Below are 19,784 nucleotides of genomic sequence, written 5' to 3' on the forward strand. Positions count from 1 at the left end.
GCGCGCACCTCAAGCGCGTCTCGGATCGGGCCTTCCGCAACAGGCTCCGCCACGGTCAACGGCGCAAACGACCTCCGGCGGCTCACCGATCTGAGCCGATCCTCGAGGTCGGTCTATGTCTTTCCGCCGTCTGCGCCGCGCTGCTCTTACACTCGCGCTGTTCGCTGCTTCCTTCCCCGCGATCGCACAGCAATTTCCCACCGTTCCGAGTGGAACGATCATCGGCCGAACGCAGGCTGGGACAGGCCCCGCCCAGGCGATCCCGTTTTCCTCGATCCAAGCGGCCACGCTGCCGAACAGCTCGGTCACTAATGCCAAGCTGGTCACGGGTGCGGCAAACACCGTGAAGGGCTCGCTCAACGGAACGACGACATCAGATCTCGCGATCGCGTCCTGCTCGGCGCTCTACCAGTTTACACAGTGGGTCTCTGGCACGGGTTGGCAGTGTGGCTTGATCCCAGTGCTGCCGTCGCGCGCGACCGCTGCGACGCTTGATCTATCGGCATTTTCCTCCGTAACCACGCTGGGCTATGCGACCCCAGGCGACGGTGGCGGCGCGACGTTCAAGAACGTCACCAGCAATCCTGTCATCGACTCGTTCATCACGTCGTACTCGACGGCAGGTGGCAGCGGCTACACCAATGGCAGCTACAACGGCGTTGTTATGTCCAACGCCAACAAACCTGTGATCGTAGGTGGCGTGACCGTCTCCGGCGGCGCCGTTACCTCGACCAACTTCGCGGGAACCCCCGGCGGCCTCTGCAAGATTGGTGACAACTATACTTCAGCCAGCGGCGTGCCTCCCGGCGGCACCGGCTTCTCGATCACGACCACCGCTTGCTCGACCCCGCGCGGATCGTTCACCGATAGCGCCAGCAATCACTGGCAGATCGTCTATGACGGCGACTCTCCGAACATCAAGCAGTTTGGAGCGGTTGGCGATTGGGCTGGAACGGACGCATCTGCAACCGATAACTACAATGCGCTTCAGGCCGCGCTGTGGTTCACCGGAAACATGAACGGCCAGAACCTGACGTCTGGAAACGGTGGCTTCTGGGGCGGTCGTTTGTGGGTGCCGCAGGGCACGTTTATGTCGTCGTGCGGCATAACCGCAGGTCTCATTGTCCCCTTTGGCGTCGTCTTAGAAGGAGCCAGCAACCAGGGCTCCGCTATCAGAATGTGTGACACCTTCACGTCGACGTCTCACTTTCTTGATCTTTGTGACCCTAACTGGCACACGACCTGCTTCAATGCAGTTCTGCGCAACATTCAGCTCTCGGCAAGACCGTCCGTCTCGTCGAGCAACGCCTACATGGTGTATTCGAACAACACGCAGGATTTCGGCGGGATCGATAACGTCTACATCTATGCTGGCACGCGCGGCTGCGTGCACTTCGAGAAGGGCTATGGCGGCGCCAGCACGGTATTCGTCAACAAGCTGAGCTGCACTGCTCAGTCGACATTGCCTCAGGTCTGGATGGGAAATAACACCGGGTCAGGCGTCAATTTCGGCAGCACGATCGAGTCCCTTCGCGATATCGTTCTGGGCGGCCCTTCGGGCGGAGGTACGTATCAGACCGGTGTTGGCATCCTGCTCAACGGCGGCTTCCCCCGCGTCGAGAATGTTCACTGCGAGGACATGGCGATCTGCATTCAAGTCGATACGCCCGCTGGTACGGGCAATAACGATCTGATCTCGATCACCAATGTCAATTCGGCTTCGACCGGAGCGCCGGCGCCGGCCTGCGCTTCTGTGGTTCAGCTCACTGCTGCCAACAACCCGTCAAACGCCCTCATGAGCCAAATCCCTATCGGAGGCTGCACCAATACGATCAGCAACCTGCAGGGTGGCACGAACAATATGACGACGAACGTCTATAAGCCAGTGACCTGCCCGAACGCGGGCGCTTGTTCGTGACCTCAGTCTTCGTCGTAATAGTAGCCGCGACGTGGATGACCATAGTAGTAACCCTGCCGTCCCTGCTGAAACCGGGGCGGTACTGTCCCGGTTGGGTAGCAGCGGCCGTCTCGGCTATCGATATCAGCGCCGTTGCCGCACGGAACGGGGCCGGCATAAGCGTCATATCGCCGTTGCCGACCGTATTGTCGTGCGGCCTGAAACTGCGGAGGTATCACCCCGTTCGGATAACAGCGGCCGTGGATGTCGATGTCATAGCCGTTTCCGCAGTACCCAACCTGTACGATCGGGGAGTCGCTTTGGATTGCGGGTGCTTCGCTCTGGACCGCGGTGGGCGTCCCGAGCTGGAGAGCAAGGATCGTCGCGGCTGCTGCGCTGGTCAGTGGCATGTTCAGTTCCTCCTTTGGCGGGCAGGAACTAAACGCAGCAAAGCTCCCGCCGGTTTCCTTGGAAGGAAGTGGATTCTGCGCGCAGACGCGCGGTGTTCATCGGCCATTCATCTCCAGCACCGCTAGAGGCTGGTGCGCGAGCGAACGTCGCTTGTACGGCGAGCTGACACTTCGATCGCACGGTCGACGTGACGCCGGCGAATGCATGAAGCCTCTGCAATTTGCCGCCGATCTGCGGTCGAATGCTACGCCTTGGTGGCAAAGAGGTTGTGGCCGAAGATCGAGAGGCCTAGAGATTCAGCTGTCGCCCGCGGGACGAATTTCCAATCGGACAAGGTTAAAGGAGCGAACTTGAAGCGCTCGGGACGCATGCCGATTTGCGCAAAGATGGCGTTGATGTCAGTTGCGGAAAAGAAGTTGATATGATCCGGAGGGACCCAAAGATATTTTTCCCGCCAAGCAGTCGAGAGTGCTGCGCGAACATCGTCTCGATTTGGAGTTATGACAATTAACAGGCCACCTGGAGTAAGCGATTCCGCTGCTGTCTTTATCAGTGCGGCCGGTTCGGCCACGTGCTCCAATACGTTGTCGATGACCACAACGTCTGCCTTCTCGCCGCCACTGTAGATTCGCTGATGGATCGGCACGCCCGCCCGGATCCCAAAGTCGGAGAGCCCGTGCGCGGGCTCATAGCCCTGGTATCGAACTGGGTCATGGCGCAGCAGGTAGCCGACTTCGCCTCGCCCACACCCTATCTCGAGCACGCGTCCGCCCGGCTTAATGTGTTTTAGTATGAGCCGTCGGATCTGGTTGTGGCGAGGCCTGAAGGCCCAGTCGATCTTGTTGATGTCTACATGATTAGCGGTATCAGTCGGCGGATCGGCTACAAACGTAAAGCCACAAGCGCCGCACTCTACGATCTCAAAATTTTCGTTGTGCCGCGTGACGCGAAGCTTTGAGCGAAACTCTGGCTCTTCGCAGATGGGACATCTCGTTCTCGGTTCTCGCTTCAACGCAAAGTACCTCCCGATTAACGGGATTTTTTAATTGCATGCAGCCATTAATGCAACTGAGAATCGTGTCTTGCGCCTCCGCGATCGGATCCAACCGGTGGGCGAGCGCAAGGGAAAGGTCTAGGGGTAACTTTCGAGGATTCGCAGCGGCGATAGCGTGATAAATTCCTGCGGTCCATCGCATTGACCGCCCCAATAGGCCATTGCGTAATACCGTGTGACATCGACAAATGACGTGTCTGGTGGTGGCCAGTCCAGAGAATTCAGTGGGCCGACGTGAAAATTCGCTTCCGGGTCAACAAGCTCAACGCGGTGAAGCACGTTGGCTGCTGGTCGATCAGTCTTCTGTTGATAGCCCCTGGCATCCTCGGCAGTCATGCAGCAGAAGGCGGCTTGCCACCGAGACGGCTTGTTCGGGAATTGCTCCAGCCGCACGATCTCAAAGAACGCTTCGCGGGCAAGGATCCACGAATTCCCAAATATATTTCCGAAGTTGCTGGCATTCTGATAACGGCGGAGCAGCCGCCCCCAGTTGCCAGCCTCGATTATGCTTCCTGCGCGAAGGCGAACGGTGGCGAGGTGGTAGAATTCGTTTTGATCCATCATGGGCCCCACCAGGAGCACAGCTGTCAGCCGCTCGTCCATGGGCGTCCAGACCGTGCGAGTCGTTTTCCCCAAGTGGGGAAGTTAATTGACGGTTAGGGCAAATCACCTGATGATGTCCGTGGGCGTCGAAACCCGGACCAGAGCTATAGCCGCACATCCTTGGTCAGGATGCTCCCGATTGGCGTCGGGGGTGACGGCTGAATGAAACTGTCCCTCGCGGGTAGTTTCGACGGACGCACTTGGCGGTGCGGCTCCGAACCCTGCCTTTATGGCCGGGGTCGGGCGTGCTGTCCAGAGGGGCAACCCTTAAAAGCGCTCGGCTCGTCGCTCTGGCGAGTTTCGACCCCCCGGCTGCAGCGGCTGTCCCGCTGCATTTGGGCCGTCGAAAGCCCTTACACAGAGCAAGCACCATGTCCCTACAACGACCGATGTTTCCGCCGCGAGCGGAGTCCATGGATTCGTTTGAAGCCCAACCCGCTACCGTACAGCGGGAAATCGCCGAACGCACCAGCGAGTCCCGCGAGCCCGCTGAGGGGCTATCCCGACGCCACATGCTCGGCGCCCTTGCGCTCCTGCCGGCCGCCGCGGCCAAGCCTGCCGTTGCGGTGCCCGCTCCAAGCGTCGACGACGCAGATCCGGCCTTCGCGCTGATCCGCGCCAAGCGGCTGGCCGATGTCAAGCACTGCTGGGCGATTGAGGCGGAGGCGACAGCCCAACTCCAATTCGGTAGAGCATCGGAAGAGAGATGGGAGGCAGCGGATCGGTGCGAGGCGGCTTGTCACGCCGCCCAGGAAGCCGATTGGAAGCTTGCGACGATCCAGCCGACCACGCTGGCCGGGGTGGTCGCCGTGCTCCGTTTCGCGAACCTGATCGAGGATGAGGGGGGCGAGTGGCCGAACACCGACGCGATCGGCCCCGAGGGCTGGCACTACCAGCTCCGTGCGACCATGGCCGCGGCACTAGAAACCATTCTGAGCGGCGAGGTGCGCGCATGAGCAACATCCTCGCTTTCCCCGCCGGCGGCCGCCGCGACACCCTCAGCAATCCGTCATTCACGTACGCCAGATCAAGGAAGAATATGCACACGCTGGTCTTCCGCAGCCGGACATTGATCCTCGAAGTCGATGAGGCGACCCTGCTTGCGGACGTCCGCTTCGACCTGGAGAAGGCAGAGCGGAAGCTGGCCCACCATCGAGCCTACCTCCAAAGTTTCACGGAGCAGGCACAAAAGAAGGTCCAAGAGCTAGCCACCGTAATTGCAAAGCTGGGCGCGGCCGTCGAAGCAGCGCGGAGGATGGAGGGCTGAGCCATGGCAACCATCACCAAGCTTCAAGTTCAGAACGTCCGCGAGAAACGGCACGCGGAGGCTTATTCCAAAATGGAGGGGCCGCTCCACAATTGCGTGCTGATGGCTCGGATAACCGCGAACCTGATGAATGACGCCGACGACGGCTCCAACGACAAGCTGCTCTTCGCCGTGTACCACCTAGAGGAGATGATCGAGAGCCTGGAGGAACGATATCGGGCGGATTTCGGCGAGGCGTCGACGACGGACGGTGCGGAGAGCACCGCATGAAACGCCGTCGCCGAACCCATAGAAAGCGCGACCGGCAGCGGCTGATGACGCACCGCCGGCGGTTAAAGCGGTGAACGGCAAACAGCGCGGGGCTTCGGTCCCGCGCTTCACTCCCACTATGAGGCGAATATCGTTTTGCCTCCGCCCCTGCTGACGGATCGCACATCGAATCGGACGGGCCTCTTCCAGATCGCGATCCTTTTAGCCTCCTCGATCGCATCACCCTCGTTAAGGGCTTGGATCGGCAAGGAATCGCACGTGAGACCGCCGGGCTTCGTCACGTCGGGAAAATAACAATCCATCACGAAATGAGACATGGGGAAGCTCGCTGACCGATGCTCGCTGATCGTTCGCATGATCGCACGATTCTGCGCGCCGTTTCACGCTGGCAAGCCCACTTCTGCGCACGCGTTCCATGCGGCGCTGAGCACGTGCACTACCAATCGAATGACGACTTCGCCGGCCCCCAGCTCCATTTGCCCGGCAAGTAATGGCTACCATCATCCGCATTCGTTTCCGTTTCTACGAAATTGAAATTGGACGGTTGGGGATGGGCGGAACGGGCAGAATCTGCGGCGACCTTGGTGCGGTCTTCGTCCGGTTTAAGGCTCTGAGCGCGATCGATTGCCATGCGTGGGCCTCCGATGTGTTGCGAACACTCTAGCAACATCGTCGGAAGATGCTGTCACCGAACTGCTACATCGGTTGGCCAATTCGCTTGGCAGATGGAGCTCACCAATTGTTTCACCGAGTAATAGTTGATCACCCCGCCGGTTCACGCTGGCGGGCCTTTCATTCCAGAACCTCATACCCGAGGCTTCAAACTGACATGGGTTATGAAAGCTTTCGGAGAGCCCACGCGAGAAGCCGCCCGACAAACCATCCAACAAGACCAAATATTGGAACGGTGAGGAAAAGTCCGACGATTGCGAGGCCTGATCCTTGCCCCGCGTTGGGCGCCTTCAAAATCATCTCCTGCGGTGTACCGATGAAAAGAACTGTGTTCGGGATGCACATTGCAATCAGTGAGAACCACATCGCGGTCTTGACGGAAACAAGATGCGGCCACTCCTTTCGTGCTTGCCAAGCAGAAATCTTGGAAAGCAAGATAAACGATACGTTCGCTATCGCGGAAAACACCGGGAACACCATCATGAAGGCAATTGTGCTTCCGCTAAATTCTATTGCGTAGCCTTCCAGATGATCAATTCCAAACAATTGCAGCGCAATGTAAACGAACGGTGCGAGCGTGCTCGGACCTATGGCGACGATTACGAGTGCGAATAAAGGATACTTTGCCCAGCGAACTTGCTGGAGAGACGGAACGTCAGCGGAGCCTGCGTGTACTTGGATCTGAGGCATTGGTGCAGACTAAAGCAGCGCGGACCATTCGATATTGACCCAGCACAAGCGCCTGAGTTGGCCTTCAAAAGCTTTAGAGCAAGGCGATCACGACTCCTGCCGCAGGGGGCTAGGGGTATCGGCCGGGGCCGCTCCGCCGGCCATCAGCGAAGCGCACCTCGAAGCTGCCGGTGCCTGGCACGGCTTCGTGCTTGATGAGACGGACGGTCATGCCGCCATCGAAGCGCGCCGCCGGCGAGAGTCAAATTGTCGATTAGTGGGGGCTGCGAACGCGCGCGAGCCACTGCGCGTGGTGGGAGGCGGCACAGCGCCGGCCGTCGTCGAACTACTTCTTCAGGATCAGTCCCATCTCCCGCGCCATCCGCCTTATGGACCCGGCGTGGCGGCCAAGGTCCGCAACAATCTCCGCCACGACACGCCGACGCGCCAACCACGCAAGCCGCTTCCGCTCGGCCTCCGTCCATTCCTTTGGCTTTGCTGACTTCATCGCGAAATGATCGAAGCAGCCGACGGATCGCGGTATTGGGAAATTTACGGGTGGCCGACTCTTGACGACCTGATGCAACCGGGAGTCTGATCGCGACATGGGGCGGCATCAGCACGACATCGACGAACTCGCGCGCATGGAGCGCATCTGCCGGGATCTGGCCGGGCAGGCGACCATGCCGGAGGAGCGCGCCGGCTTGCGGGAGATAGCCGGCAACTACCGGGACGAGGCTGCTCGGTTGTCCCAAGCTGTGTCCCAATGGGCGATAGACCAGCATGGACAGGTATGGACGGCGCCGGACCGCAGGAGGCGGGGATGGCTCAAAAAGCCCGGTGAAAGCATACTAAGCGGTACGCGCGCGGACCGGGCAAAACGGTTGCGCGCGTACTCCAAAACCGGGGGTCGCAGGTTCGAGCCCTGCCACTCCTGCCAGCAAAATCAATAACTTAGCCTAAATGTGAGTGCGGTAGAACGAGGGTTTCTACCGTCCTTGTACCCAATTTTGTCTGACGGCTCGTCAAGCGGGATGCTTGCTGCCAAGTCAGTGATGGTACTCGTCAGGCGCTGATCGGCTTGCCGGCTGCGCCTGCGCTTCGTGCAGGTGCGCCGCAAAACCGCTGTGTCGTCACCCATCCGCTGCGCCAGGGTGTGGATCGGCACCCCTGCGTCGAGCAGGGCTGGGGCGTGGATGATAGTCCCGAGAGAAGTTCCGGGATGCCGCGGGGCGTAGCCGACACGGAGATGGCTGGAAACATGAGAGCTTCCGGCGGGCCGATCATGGATACCTGTCGTGAACCTCGGTGAGCAGCCGAAGCTGCCGCTCCTTTTCAGCCAAGAGGATCGCCACTATTGCCGGGTCGAGCTGGATTGTCCGATAGCCGCGCCGAGTCTTGGGGGGAGAGCGTGAGACGGCGGGTGAGACGCGCGGTCGGAGCGGTTAGCTGGCGCCGGCAGACACGGCAATGCTCAAACGCCGCAAGATGAGCACCCACTGTCGCAACAGGCTTCAGCGACGACGAAAACCCGTTGGCGAGTTGACGAATGTCAGTGCGAGCTTGCGGAAACCCAAAGAGCATGCAGCGTGCGCGCCTTGCCCATAGTTCACCAAACGGCGTGCGGTTTGGCGACCAGATCGTGGATCTTCAATACCTTGATCCCGATCGAACGCAAAACCGGTACCCGATCTTTTGCTGATCGCACTCGGGGGCGGAGCGGCATCGCCGAGAGAAGAGGACGATGAATATTGAACAATATACCGAGCGCTCGCGCGGTTTCATCCAGTCCGCGCAGTCGTTGGCGATGCGCGAAGGTCATCAGCAGTTTTCCACGCTGCATCTGCTGAAGGTCCTGCTTGATGACAGTGAGGGCCTTGCTGGCGGTCTGATCGACCGCGCTGGTGGCAATTCCCGTGCAATCTTGAAGGCGACCGAGGACGCCCTGAACAAGGTGCCAAAGGTCTCCGGTGGCGGTGCCGGCCAGGTTTATCTTGCACCCGAGCTCGCCCGAGCATTCGACGCTGCGGAAAAGGCAGCCGAAAAGGCCGGCGACAGCTTTGTCACGGTTGAGCGTCTCCTGCTCGGCCTCGCCATGGACAAGAACAGCGAAGCCGGCCAGCTGCTGGCCAAGGGCGGCATTACCGCGCAGAACCTAAATGCTGCGATCGAATCCCTGCGCAAGGGCCGCACCGCCGACAGCGCCACGGCCGAGAATGCCTATGACGCGCTGAAGAAATATGCCCGCGACCTGACCCAGGCCGCGCGCGACGGCAAGCTCGACCCGGTGATCGGCCGCGACGAGGAGATCCGCCGCACCATTCAAGTGCTCTCGCGTCGGACCAAGAACAACCCCGTCCTGATCGGCGAGCCCGGCGTCGGCAAGACCGCCATCGCCGAAGGCCTGGCACTGCGCATCGTCAATGGTGACGTGCCCGAGAGCCTGCACGACAAGAAGCTGCTTGCGCTCGACCTCGGAGCGCTGATCGCTGGCGCGAAATACCGCGGTGAGTTCGAGGAGCGGTTGAAGGCCGTGCTCCAGGAAGTGACTGCGAGCGAGGGCACCTTCATCTTGTTCATCGACGAGATGCACACGCTGATCGGCGCAGGCAAGGCTGACGGCGCAATGGATGCGTCCAACCTGCTCAAGCCCGCGCTTGCCCGCGGCGAACTGCACTGCATCGGTGCGACCACGCTCGATGAGTACCAGAAGCACGTCGAGAAGGACGCCGCGCTGGCGCGGCGATTCCAACCGATCTTCGTCAACGAGCCCTCGGTCGAGGACACGATCTCGATCCTGCGCGGCTTGAAGGACAAGTACGAGCAGCACCACGGTGTGCGCATCACCGATTCCGCGCTGGTGGCGGCTGCGACGTTGTCGCACCGCTATATCACCAACCGTTTCCTGCCCGACAAGGCGATCGACCTGATGGACGAGGCCGCGGCGCGGCTGAAGATGCAGGTCGATTCCAAACCGGAAGAGCTGGATTCGCTGGATCGGGAAATTGTCCGGCTGAAGATCGAGCAGGAAGCCCTGAAGAGGGAAAGCGATCCCGGCTCCAAGACTCGGCTGCAGTCGCTGGAGAAGGAGCTCGCCGATCTCGAGGAGAAGGCCGCGGCGCTGACGGCGCGCTGGAGCGCCGAGAAGAGCAAGCTCGTGAACGCCCAGAAGCTGAAGGCGGAGCTCGATGGGCTGCGCGTCGAACTCGCCAATGCGCAGCGCCGCGGCGAATTCCAGAAAGCCGGCGAACTGGCCTATGGCCGGATCCCGCAACTCGAGAAGCAGCTTGCCGAGATCGAGGCCAAGGAGAACTCCGGTGAGATGGTGGAGGAAGCCGTCACCGCCAACCATATCGCGCAGGTCGTCTCGCGCTGGACCGGTGTGCCCGTCGACAAGATGCTGGAAGGCGAGAAGGAGAAGCTCCTGAAGATGGAGGAAGCGCTGAGTGAGCGCGTCGTCGGCCAGGCGGAAGCGGTGCATGCGGTCGCGACGGCCGTTCGTCGCTCTCGCGCAGGGCTGCAAGACCCCAACCGGCCGATGGGCTCGTTCATGTTCCTGGGCCCCACCGGTGTCGGCAAGACCGAGCTGACGAAGGCCTTGGCGGAGTACCTGTTCGACGATGAGACCGCGATGGTCCGCCTCGACATGTCCGAATACATGGAGAAGCACTCGGTCTCGCGGCTGATCGGCGCGCCTCCGGGCTATGTCGGCTATGACGAGGGCGGGGCGCTGACCGAAGCGGTGCGACGCCGGCCTTACCAGGTCGTGCTGTTCGACGAGATCGAGAAGGCGCACCCTGACGTCTTCAATGTCCTGCTGCAGGTGCTCGACGACGGCCGCTTGACCGACGGCCAGGGCCGTACGGTCGACTTCCGCAACACGCTGATCATCATGACCTCCAACCTTGGTTCGGAATTCCTCGTGAACCAGCCGGAGGGTGAGGATACGGCTGCCGTGCGTGAGCAGGTCATGGGCATGGTGCGCGCCCATTTCAGGCCCGAATTCCTCAACCGCGTCGACGAGATCATCCTGTTCCACCGCCTGCAGCGGAGCGAGATGGGACGGATTGTCGAGATCCAGTTCGGCCGCCTGCAAAAGCTGCTGGACGATCGCAAGATCACGATCACGCTCGATGCGGACGCAAGGGATTGGCTCGCAGCGAAGGGCTGGGATCCCGCTTACGGCGCGCGGCCGCTGAAGCGGGTGATCCAAAAGTATCTGCAGGACCCCCTGGCCGAAATGATCCTCGCAGGCGAGGTGAAGGACGGTGACAAGGTCGCGATCTCGGCGGAAGGCAATGTGCTGACATTCAACGGCAAGGCGCCGCAGACGGCGGAAATAGCGCAATTCAATGCCCCACCTCCGAAACGGAGATTGAACTGAACGGCCTGCCAGGATGCTGGCATAGCGTGCTGCGCCGAGGAGTATCGGAACTGGCAGGACTGTGACGGCTCGCTCTGAAAAGAGCGGGGATTGAGATCAGACAGAACGCAGCACGCAGATATTGAGCAGGATGACATGGCACAGCGTTGCAGGCACTTGGCAGGAATTCATGACGTCGTTCCCCATTCTCTTGGGTGTGAAGAATGCCTGCAACTGGGCGACCCATGGCTGCACCTGCGTGTCTGCCGAACCTGCGGTCACGTCGGTTGCTGTGATCAGTCGCCCAATCGACACGCGACGAAGCATTTTCATGCAACCGGCCACCCAATCATCGAAGCCTATGATCCGCCCGAAGGCTGGGGCTGGTGTTATGTTGATGAACTGATGTTTGACTTATCGGATCGGCCCACGCCGCAACTAGGTCCGATCCCGAGGTTTTATTGACGCCCTACACCGCGCTGCTCGACTAGAGACTCTGAAGGCGTGGGCGAACCGCAAACAACAATTGACGACACTCGATGCTTTCCGGCGTTTGCGTTGACGGCTGTCAAGGTAGAGCGTCGCTCTACGCGTCATCGTCAGCTGCGAAACAGCCTGCCAGGGAGATGGACATGGTCGCGCGCACTGCCAGCCGTAGTTCCGACCGACACGAAGCCAGAGTACCGGGTGGCACCAAAGTTCAAACGAGCGATCCGCAACCTTATGATCGGTTTGAACTGCTGCCCATCGCCGGGACCTGGCGCCATGGGCAGGCAGATCACAGGCTGGTCGACACCAATCCTTTTACCGGCGATGTCCTCCTCGAAATCAAGCAGGCCGATCGTCGCGATCTTGATGCGGCGTTTGCAGCGGCTGCCAAGGCTCAGGGGGAGTGGGCCGCCTCAGCACCGGCGGTGCGGGCGCGGGTATTTCGCCGTGCCGCAGAGGTGATGGAAGCGCGCCGTGGCGAAATCGTCGATTGGCTCATCAATGAATCCGGCAGCACGCGACTGAAGGCGAACCTTGAGTGGGAAGTGACCCATACGGTCATGCTGTGGGCGACCTCGGTGCCGCATGCGGTCGAAAGCCGCTACATTCCGTCCGACATTCCGGGCAAGGAAAATCAGGTGCGCCGCAAGCCGGTCGGAGTGGTCGGTGCGATCAGCCCTTGGAACTGGCCGCTTCATCTGAGCAATCGCACCATCGCGCCGGCGCTCGCGGTCGGTAATGCCGTTGTGGTGAAGCCGGCAAGTGATACGCCCGTCACGGGAGGATTGTTGTTGGCGAAAATCTTCGAGGAAGCCGGCCTGCCAGCGGGGCTCCTCAGCGTCGTTGTCGGCGCGGGCAGCGAAGTCGGCGATGCTTTCGTCAGTCATCCCGTTCCACGAGTCATTTCGTTTACCGGCTCGACGCCGGTCGGCCGCAGGATCGCGGAACTTGCGGCGAAGGCGCCGATCATCAAGCGCGTCGATCTGGAGCTCGGTGGCAATGCTCCCTTCGTTGTGCTCGCGGACGCCGATCTGGATCAGGCCATCGAGGCCGCAGTGTTCGGCAAATTTTTGCACCAGGGCCAGATCTGCATCGCTATTAACCGCCTCATTGTCGAGGAGCCCATCTACCACGCGTTCGTCGAGCGCTTTACCGAGCGAGTGGCGAGATTGAAAACCGGCGACCCCCGCGATGGCGACACCATGGTTGGTCCGATCATCAACAACTCGCAGCTTCAGAAGTTGGTGGCACGCGTTCGCCGCGCCCGCGACGACGGCTGCAAACAGGTGCTCGGCGGCGAGCCGGATGGACTCGTGTTGCCGCCGCATGTCTTCGTGAACGTCACTAACCAGATGGAACTTGCGGCAGAGGAAATATTCGGCCCGTTGGCGCCGATCCTCCGGGTCGGGAGTGCCGAAGAAGCCTTGGCCGTGGCCAATGAAACGAGTTTTGGACTGAGCGGCGCCGTATTCACGCGCGACCTGCACCGGGGCGTGCACTTTGCCCAGCGAATGCAGGTCGGCATGGCCCATGTCAATGATCACTCCGTCATCGACTTGCCGACCTGTCCGTTTGGCGGCGAGAAGAATTCCGGCATCGGTCGGTTCAATGGCTCTTGGGCGATCGAGGCCTTCACGACGGACCAATGGCTGACCGCACAGCACGCGCCGCGAGGCTACCCCTGGAGCGCCTCCGTCGTGCAGGGGCCGTGGTCATGAAAGGCGCATAGGATGGACGACCTATCCAACACGGTTGTCGCTGGTCTCCAGACGAGCAGCAACGGCATGCTGGAGTCCCGCCACGAGCATATGTTTCCCAAGTTCACGCCGGACGAGATCGACCGCATGCGCCGGTTTGGCGAGATCAAGCACTATGCCGTCGATCAACATCTATTCCGGACGGGTGAGAGCCCGCCGGGCACGTTCGTCATCATTGCCGGTCGCGTATCGATCGAAGCTCGCGATCGACCTGGTCGGGCGGAGAAAATCGTGGAATTGGGCGCAGGCGACTTTGTTGCCGAAGTCGCCCAACTCTTCGGTGGACCCGCCCTGGTCGATGCGCGCGCAACCGAGCCCGTTGAATCGCTGCTCTTTCTGCCAGCCAGACTTCGCGCTTTGCTGATCGCCGACGTTCAACTCGGCGAGCGCATTATGCGGGCCCTGATTTTGCGACGGGTATTCCTGATTGAGGCCGGCGCGGGCGGCCCTTGTCTCATCGGGCACGACGGCCATCCCGGAATGGTGCGTCTACTGGAATTTTTGGCGCGCAACGCCTATCCGCACCAGGTGCTCGACCCCACAAAGGATCCGGATGCGCAAGCGTTCTTGAAGCACTATCCCTGCAAGTCGGAGGAACTGCCGCTGGTGGTCTGTCCGAACGGGGCAATCCTGAAAAACCCGAGTGAAGCTGACTTGGGTCGGGCCCTGGGGATGGTGCCTCCGGATCTCGAAGGGCGCCGTTACGACGTGGCAATTGTCGGCGCTGGCCCGGGAGGACTTGCGGCTGCCGTGTATGCGGCGTCTGAGGGTTTGTCGGTCGGCGTCTTTGACGCACGGGCGTTCGGGGGACAGGCCGGCGCCAGCAGCTGCATCGAGAACTATCTGGGATTTCCGACGGGAATTTCAGGCCAGGCGCTGGCGGGGCGTGCCTATGTGCAGGCACAGAAGTTCGGCGTGGAGATGATCATCCCCGAGAAGATCACGAACCTTCGTTGTGAGCACCGTCCATTCACGATCGAGCTCTCCGACGGTCGGAGCGTCACCGCGCTGAGTGTCGTGATCGCGAGTGGCGCGCGATATCGCAGGCCGAACATACCGAATTTGGAGCATTTCGAGGGGCGGGGAGTTTGGTATTGGGCCTCCCCGATCGAGGCTCGCCTATGCCGAAACGAGGAGGTGGCGCTGGTCGGCGGAGGCAACTCCGCGGGGCAGGCGGCGGTGTTTCTCAGCCGCTATGCCAAGAAGGTATGGATGCTCGTGCGGGGACCCAGCCTGGCCGCGAGTATGTCGCAATATTTGATCGACAGGATCGCAGCGACAGAGAATATCGAGCTGCTCACCTGCACGGAGATCGTAGGGGTGTCGGGTAACGAGCAGGGCCAACTCGAACGAGTCCGCTGGCGCGACAGGACCGGCGCCGAAGTTGAGAAAACGATCCGCAACGTCTTCATGTTCATCGGTGCAGAGCCCGCAACAGAGTGGCTGAGCGGCTGCAACGTCAGCCGCGACAGCAAGGGATTTGTGCGAACAGGGACGAACATACCACCTGACGACCTTCTATCGGCTGACGGCGCGAGCGTACCATCGCTCGAGTCGAACGTGGCTGGTGTGTTTGCAGTGGGTGATGTTCGTTTGGGATCCGTCAAGCGCGTTGGCGCGGCGATCGGCGAGGGAGCCACCGTCGTGCAGCAGATTCACGCGTATCTTGAAACGGCGCGGACCAACCAAAGTGGAGAGCCGGCGCAGGCCGCCGCGGCATGATTGCGAAGCGGGCGAGCGACGAAAGAACTCCGCGCATATGACGCCTGTCAATGCGACCGGCGGCGAAAAATGGCAAACGTGCCCGATGATCGCGCAACTTCCCCCGGACAAGATGCCGCCGCCGCGCCCAGAGGGCGTGCGGCAGTTCCAGCGACTATTTCGCGAAGCGGCTGGTCTCAACGTCGACAAGGCTGACCTCAAGCACTACGAGGATTTCATCGACCACAGGATTTATCGGCTGTTATTGCGCGCCGAAGCCGACGCCAAGGCTGGCGGCGACGTCCTGATCCAGCCCTGGAATCTCCCGATCACCGCGGGGCTCCAGGAATGCATCGAGCAATTCAGAAAGCTGGATGAAACGCTAGAGCTGGCGCCGATTCTCGAGCGTCTGGCTCATCGGCCGCCGCTGCAAGTCAGCTATAGCGACGAGACCGAGGCAATGCTGCCGGACCTTGCCGGGGGGCTTGGCATCGCGGTCGCACGAACATTGAAGATCATCGAGCCGGATTTGAAAAATCCGCAGACGAAGCATTGGGAACTTGCCTCGCGGATCTTCGAGCTGCTGCTGTAGCCGGTCGCACCTAATCCTGCTGGAGTTCGCAGATCCGCATGAAAGTGCGGAGGACAGGGAGTGCCCCCTATGACTCTGATGGAGACCATCAGGACAATCGTGTTGCCTTCAGGTGAACATATTCCGAGGCTCGGTCAAGGGACTTGGCACATGGCCGAGAATCCGCTGAATCGAACGAAGGAGGTCAACGCGCTACGTCTCGGCATCGATCTCGGCATGAGCCTGATCGATACGGCCGAAATGTATGCCGACGGTGGTGCCGAGCGTGTCGTCGGCGAGGCGATCAAGGGACGGCGTGACGAGACTTTTCTGGTGAGCAAGGTGCTACCTCAGAACGCCACGCGGCGCGGCACGGTGGCGGCCTGCAACCGAAGCCTGGCTCGGCTGGGAGTGGATGAGATCGACCTCTACCTGCTGCATTGGCGGGGGTCGGTGCCGCTGGAAGAGACCGTCGACGCCTTCGAAACCCTGGTGGGCACGGGCAAGATCCGATACTGGGGCGTCAGTAATTTTGACGTCGGCGACATCCAGGAGCTCGTGGACTTGCCCAATGGTGCAAATGTCGCGACCGATCAGGTGCTCTACAATCTTGCGCGCCGCGGGATCGAGTTCGATCTCATGCCTTTGTGCCAGCGTAGCGTCTGCCGGTCATGGCCTATTCGCCGATCGAGCAGGGTCGTGTGTTGCACCACGTCACGCTCGAGACCATTGCATCGCGTCTCGGCGCAACACCGGCACAAGTGGCGCTGGCCTGGGTGCTGCGCCAGGATGGCGTATGTGCGATACCGCAATCGGGCAAGCCGGAGCATGTGCGCGAGAACCGTGGCGCGGTGGACGTTCGCCTGACGCCTCAAGACCTGGCCGAGCTCGATGAAACCTTTCCGCCGCCGCATCGCAAGCAACCTCTGGCATCGCACTAATTCGGGAGACATCGAGCCATGAGCAAAGAGGACCGCCACATCGTTTGCCCGCATTGCACGAGCATTAACCGCATTCCGGCCCGCAGGGATGCGCGTCAGGCGAAATGCGGACGCTGTCGGCAGCTCCTCTTTACGGGACATCCGATGCCGGTTTCCACCGGCAGCTTTGCCACTCACATCCAGCGCAACGATATTCCCGTTGTGGTCGATTTCTGGGCGGCATGGTGCGGGCCTTGCAAAGCGATGGCGCCGGTTTTCGAGCGCGCCGCCGGCGAGTTCGAACCCGAGCTTCGCTTCTTGAAGGTTGACACCGAGGCGGAAGCGGAGCTGGCGGCCCGCTACAACATTCAAAGCATTCCGACCGTGATGCTATTCCACAAAGGCAACGTTGTCGCTCAACGCGCCGGCGCCGTCGGCCTCGAGGCTCTGCGCCAATGGTTGCGCCAGCATGCGCCTTCAGCCGCGCCTGCGGCCTCATGAATTGCGGAACAGGATGCCCCATGCCGGCGGAGAGGCTGCCGGTGATCGGGAATGGTGCCGCCGAGCAGCAGGCATCCGATAATGCGTAACTCAAGGACAACTGGTCGGGTCGCCATGCAGGCTAATGACACAATCACCCTGATTGAGGCTTACGATGCAATGCGGATCTTCGTGGAGAGCATCTGGCGTCGTATGGACAAACCCCAGGACGAAGTCGCGTTTCTGCTTGCCGGTTTGAAATGGGCCGATGGGTCTCCGGTCGATCCTGCGATGTGGCAGGACTGGATGGCGGCGGCGCAGCGCGTCAAGGAGGAGGGAGGTGGCGCGCCTTAGCTATCCGCCCGCGGTCCTCACAAAATCGATGCGCGCGCTTGAAACTCATCATCTGAGGGGTTTTCTGCTCCGGAAACGCGGTGTCAAACCTCTTGATCGCCACATGGATCGCGATCCTGACCTCGGCCGTTCGTATAGCGATGGTCTCTTCCCGTCTACTGTTGCCGGTCCGATCGAGGATCGTGCCATGCGCGAGCCAATGGGCAACGGTCTCGACGCGCGCTGAAAGGGCTTCAGACGCGGGCAGAGCGGCACTGTCGATAGCCGGCAGCATTCCGCAGGCTGCAGCGGCCAGGGTCGCAGCGCACTCGAAATCGCCGCGATGGAAATGGTCCAATGCTGCATGGATCTGGCGCATCGAGGCGTACCTAACGGAGGTTTGGATGAACGGCGGGCTGATTATTTTGATCTCCCCGTCTCGGTCGCGACCCAACGGAGCTCACGTGGAGGCCGCAATTCGCTGTTAAGGAGGTTCGAAATATCGCGTCGCTGCATCGGATCGCTGCAAGTGGCGCCTGTTCGCCTGGCACCGGTCTTTCGCTCGCGAACCACGCGCAGCATCTTTGCACATTCTGGACAGGCATATGACCCAAAGCTTCTGCTCATCGGTGCTCGCGCCCTGTTTGAACAGTGCTTGTTTTTCAACAATGCCGAGATTGCGGCCATGATGCTCGTCAAATGGATTGAGAAGAAATTGCCGAGGGAGGATCGCTGATCGCTGGCGGTCCAATGGCGGCGTGCGCTCAGGGATCGAACGGGTTGAGCCGCCATTGAGAGGGGGGCTTCGCCGCGAGGGAGTTGCAGGCCCTATCCCCGATACGGCCGGGACGCCGACGTGCGCTCCGTCACCTTGCGTAGGAACTCCTCGGGCTGGGTGAAGAACGAGTTTTCCACGAGAACGCCCCCCATTACGACGACAGGATGCGTGCGCAGAATGTCGATTGCCAAAGCCGTGTTCAGGAGATTGACATCGAAGGTGCAAATGACCGGATCATCGAAGTTCGATAGCACGCTGTTGAGCCGCATTTCATATTCCGCCCAATCATTCCTGCTCTTCCAGTCATCCAATGCGGTTTCGGGGTGTGCGATCATGCGCGTAAGCGGGTATCCAAGCGAGGTCCCATTCTGCAGCACTTGTTGGATGAGATTGAGCATGTCTTCCTTGTTGAAGCGACCCGTTCGCGAATACGTGTCTTGCGGCAGCGCGATCTCGAGCTGCCCCGATCGTTGCGCGGCATCAACGTCTATGCCGGCGCTCCGAAGTCGTGTCACGTGATCGTCGACATGCCGTTCAGGGAGCACGTGGAAAGCGCGCTGACCGCAATTCAGGCCATCGCAGATAAAAGGCAAAAGCGTATTGTATTCGTCGTCCGCCGAGCAAAAAAAAGCGCAAACATGCCGGTGTTCGCGAAGCATGGAGCCAGCGAAAGGAATCGGTGCCGCGGACGAGCGCGCAATCGGCCCCGCTTTCGTTGAAGCGGGGGGGTGGGCCCTTCCAGCGCCGCGGTGCGGAGTAGTCTGCTCTCGGGTTTCATCCTTGAGACACTCGGCAAAGTGGACGGCTATCCGCTCCATTGGCGTGGGATCATACTCAGTATCTTCCCAGGGCTGGCGAAAATGTACCGTGAGAACGCCCCACAGCCGTCCGTTATCAACAATTATGGGCGCCGAATGCGCCGCTGCGACGCCCACTTCTTGTAACGCTGCCAGCTCGCTCGTGCCAACAAACAGGTAGCTGGCGGCGATATTTCCCACGACCGTGCGCATGCGTTTCTTCAGCGTTGCTGCACAAGTAGAGTTAGTGTCGCGGCGAACAATTCGAAACAAATCCAGAGCTTGATCGGGAAATCCGCAACTGGCAACGATCCTGAGGCAGTCCTCCGCGCTATCGTACCGCTGCACAGTGCCGAAATCTGCTTCGGCAGCCCTGATGGCATTCATCAGAGTCTCATGGATCGTTTCGTCGCCGCGTCCTGCGCGCGCCGGTGGATTGATGCCATTTTGAAAGGTCTTGCCGGACCTTGCCTCTGTGCCGGGCTGGCGGTTTTGCATCGGACAATCCTCGGGCAGGACACCATGAACAGCAGGGTTAAGCATGAACTTTGTAGGGCCGCCGTCCACTACGTAGTTTTGCTTACTTGAATTCAGCATCTAATAGGCGACCGGTGGTTGCGTCGGAGTCTTGAGACGCTGTCCTTGGTGTCGATAAGGCGTCGGGAACCGAACGATCGGTCCCATCGCCTGTTGGGAGTAGGAGATAGCAAACTCGCAACATGGATTGGAATCAGCGCGCTAATGCCTTGGGT

Annotated in this window: 18 protein-coding genes and 1 pseudogene; 13 read left to right on the forward strand and 6 right to left on the reverse strand. The window is 60.6% G+C overall.

The window, feature by feature from the left end; genetic code table 11:
• Window positions 1-115 precede the first annotated feature (115 nt).
• A complete protein-coding gene (locus ACNJX9_RS17845) occupies window positions 116-1,918 on the forward strand; it encodes a hypothetical protein (RefSeq protein WP_439409769.1) in 1,803 nt (600 codons plus the stop codon).
• Between the two features lie 634 nt (window positions 1,919-2,552).
• Here ACNJX9_RS17845 and ACNJX9_RS17850 read toward each other — a convergent pair.
• Both ACNJX9_RS17850 and ACNJX9_RS17855 read right to left on the reverse strand, forming a co-directional pair.
• On the reverse strand, window positions 2,553-3,320 hold the full coding sequence (locus ACNJX9_RS17850; protein WP_439409770.1) for a class I SAM-dependent methyltransferase: 768 nt from the start codon (window positions 3,318-3,320) through the stop codon (window positions 2,553-2,555).
• 120 nt (window positions 3,321-3,440) lie between these two features.
• On the reverse strand, window positions 3,441-3,965 hold the full coding sequence (locus tag ACNJX9_RS17855) for a DUF2441 domain-containing protein (RefSeq protein ID WP_439409771.1): 525 nt from the start codon (window positions 3,963-3,965) through the stop codon (window positions 3,441-3,443).
• Window positions 3,966-4,378: 413 nt separating this feature from the next.
• Between ACNJX9_RS17855 and ACNJX9_RS17860 the strand changes: the two genes are divergently transcribed.
• Genes ACNJX9_RS17860 through ACNJX9_RS17870 form a run of 3 tightly spaced genes read left to right on the forward strand, consistent with a single transcriptional unit; the run spans window position 4,379 to window position 5,502 of the window.
• Window positions 4,379-4,921, forward strand: coding sequence for a hypothetical protein (locus ACNJX9_RS17860; RefSeq protein ID WP_439409772.1), 543 nt, complete (start codon window positions 4,379-4,381; stop codon window positions 4,919-4,921).
• The gene (locus tag ACNJX9_RS17865) at window positions 4,918-5,232 is read left to right on the forward strand and encodes a hypothetical protein (protein WP_439409773.1); all 315 of its coding nucleotides are present in this window, start codon (window positions 4,918-4,920) and stop codon (window positions 5,230-5,232) included. Before ACNJX9_RS17860 ends, ACNJX9_RS17865 begins: the two co-directional genes overlap by 4 nt.
• Before the next feature lie 3 nt (window positions 5,233-5,235).
• The gene (locus tag ACNJX9_RS17870; RefSeq protein WP_439409774.1) at window positions 5,236-5,502 is read left to right on the forward strand and encodes a hypothetical protein; all 267 of its coding nucleotides are present in this window, start codon (window positions 5,236-5,238) and stop codon (window positions 5,500-5,502) included.
• Window positions 5,503-5,938: 436 nt separating this feature from the next.
• Here ACNJX9_RS17870 and ACNJX9_RS17875 read toward each other — a convergent pair whose 3' ends face one another.
• Together ACNJX9_RS17875 and ACNJX9_RS17880 are read right to left on the reverse strand one after the other, a co-directional pair.
• Window positions 5,939-6,133: a hypothetical protein gene (locus tag ACNJX9_RS17875; RefSeq protein WP_439409775.1), complete on the reverse strand. Its 195-nt coding sequence runs from the start codon at window positions 6,131-6,133 to the stop codon at window positions 5,939-5,941.
• Window positions 6,134-6,336: 203 nt separating this feature from the next.
• On the reverse strand, window positions 6,337-6,864 hold the full coding sequence (locus ACNJX9_RS17880; protein WP_439409776.1) for a hypothetical protein: 528 nt from the start codon (window positions 6,862-6,864) through the stop codon (window positions 6,337-6,339).
• 1,723 nt (window positions 6,865-8,587) lie between these two features.
• Here ACNJX9_RS17880 and clpB point away from each other — a divergent pair.
• From clpB to ACNJX9_RS17920, 8 genes and pseudogenes are all read left to right on the forward strand, one after another.
• Window positions 8,588-11,227: an ATP-dependent chaperone ClpB gene (gene clpB / locus ACNJX9_RS17885; RefSeq protein WP_439409777.1), complete on the forward strand. Its 2,640-nt coding sequence runs from the start codon at window positions 8,588-8,590 to the stop codon at window positions 11,225-11,227.
• 135 nt (window positions 11,228-11,362) lie between these two features.
• Window positions 11,363-11,671 (forward strand): UBP-type zinc finger domain-containing protein, encoded by a 309-nt coding sequence (locus ACNJX9_RS17890; protein ID WP_083514123.1) that lies wholly within the window; start codon window positions 11,363-11,365, stop codon window positions 11,669-11,671.
• 167 nt (window positions 11,672-11,838) lie between these two features.
• Window positions 11,839-13,413: an aldehyde dehydrogenase family protein gene (locus ACNJX9_RS17895; RefSeq protein ID WP_439409778.1), complete on the forward strand. Its 1,575-nt coding sequence runs from the start codon at window positions 11,839-11,841 to the stop codon at window positions 13,411-13,413.
• Between the two features lie 66 nt (window positions 13,414-13,479).
• Window positions 13,480-15,174 (forward strand): FAD-dependent oxidoreductase, encoded by a 1,695-nt coding sequence (locus tag ACNJX9_RS17900; protein WP_057745909.1) that lies wholly within the window; start codon window positions 13,480-13,482, stop codon window positions 15,172-15,174.
• Window positions 15,175-15,211: 37 nt separating this feature from the next.
• A complete protein-coding gene (locus ACNJX9_RS17905) occupies window positions 15,212-15,745 on the forward strand; it encodes a DUF1931 family protein (protein ID WP_439409779.1) in 534 nt (177 codons plus the stop codon).
• 75 nt (window positions 15,746-15,820) lie between these two features.
• A pseudogene (locus tag ACNJX9_RS17910) lies at window positions 15,821-16,665 on the forward strand (aldo/keto reductase).
• Between the two features lie 18 nt (window positions 16,666-16,683).
• On the forward strand, window positions 16,684-17,145 hold the full coding sequence (gene trxC / locus ACNJX9_RS17915) for a thioredoxin TrxC (RefSeq protein ID WP_057745639.1): 462 nt from the start codon (window positions 16,684-16,686) through the stop codon (window positions 17,143-17,145).
• Between the two features lie 114 nt (window positions 17,146-17,259).
• Window positions 17,260-17,478 carry a hypothetical protein gene (locus ACNJX9_RS17920; protein WP_271597635.1) on the forward strand — a complete coding sequence of 73 codons (219 nt, stop codon included), beginning with the start codon at window positions 17,260-17,262 and terminating at the stop codon, window positions 17,476-17,478.
• Here the strand turns inward: ACNJX9_RS17920 and ACNJX9_RS17925 are convergent.
• Window positions 17,450-17,836 carry a hypothetical protein gene (locus ACNJX9_RS17925; RefSeq protein WP_439409780.1) on the reverse strand — a complete coding sequence of 129 codons (387 nt, stop codon included), beginning with the start codon at window positions 17,834-17,836 and terminating at the stop codon, window positions 17,450-17,452. The genes ACNJX9_RS17920 and ACNJX9_RS17925 overlap by 29 nt on opposite strands.
• Window positions 17,837-17,986: 150 nt before the next feature.
• On the opposite strand from ACNJX9_RS17925, the gene ACNJX9_RS17930 reads away from it, so the two are divergent.
• Window positions 17,987-18,193: a hypothetical protein gene (locus ACNJX9_RS17930; RefSeq protein WP_439409781.1), complete on the forward strand. Its 207-nt coding sequence runs from the start codon at window positions 17,987-17,989 to the stop codon at window positions 18,191-18,193.
• A gap of 92 nt (window positions 18,194-18,285) precedes the next feature.
• Here the strand turns inward: ACNJX9_RS17930 and ACNJX9_RS17935 are convergent, their stop codons facing one another.
• The gene (locus ACNJX9_RS17935) at window positions 18,286-19,530 is read right to left on the reverse strand and encodes an MEDS domain-containing protein (protein WP_439409782.1); all 1,245 of its coding nucleotides are present in this window, start codon (window positions 19,528-19,530) and stop codon (window positions 18,286-18,288) included.
• Window positions 19,531-19,784: the final 254 nt, after the last annotated feature.

It is taken from the genome of Bradyrhizobium sp. BLXBL-03 (assembly GCF_051853015.1).
Lineage (GTDB): Bacteria > Pseudomonadota > Alphaproteobacteria > Rhizobiales > Xanthobacteraceae > Bradyrhizobium > Bradyrhizobium manausense.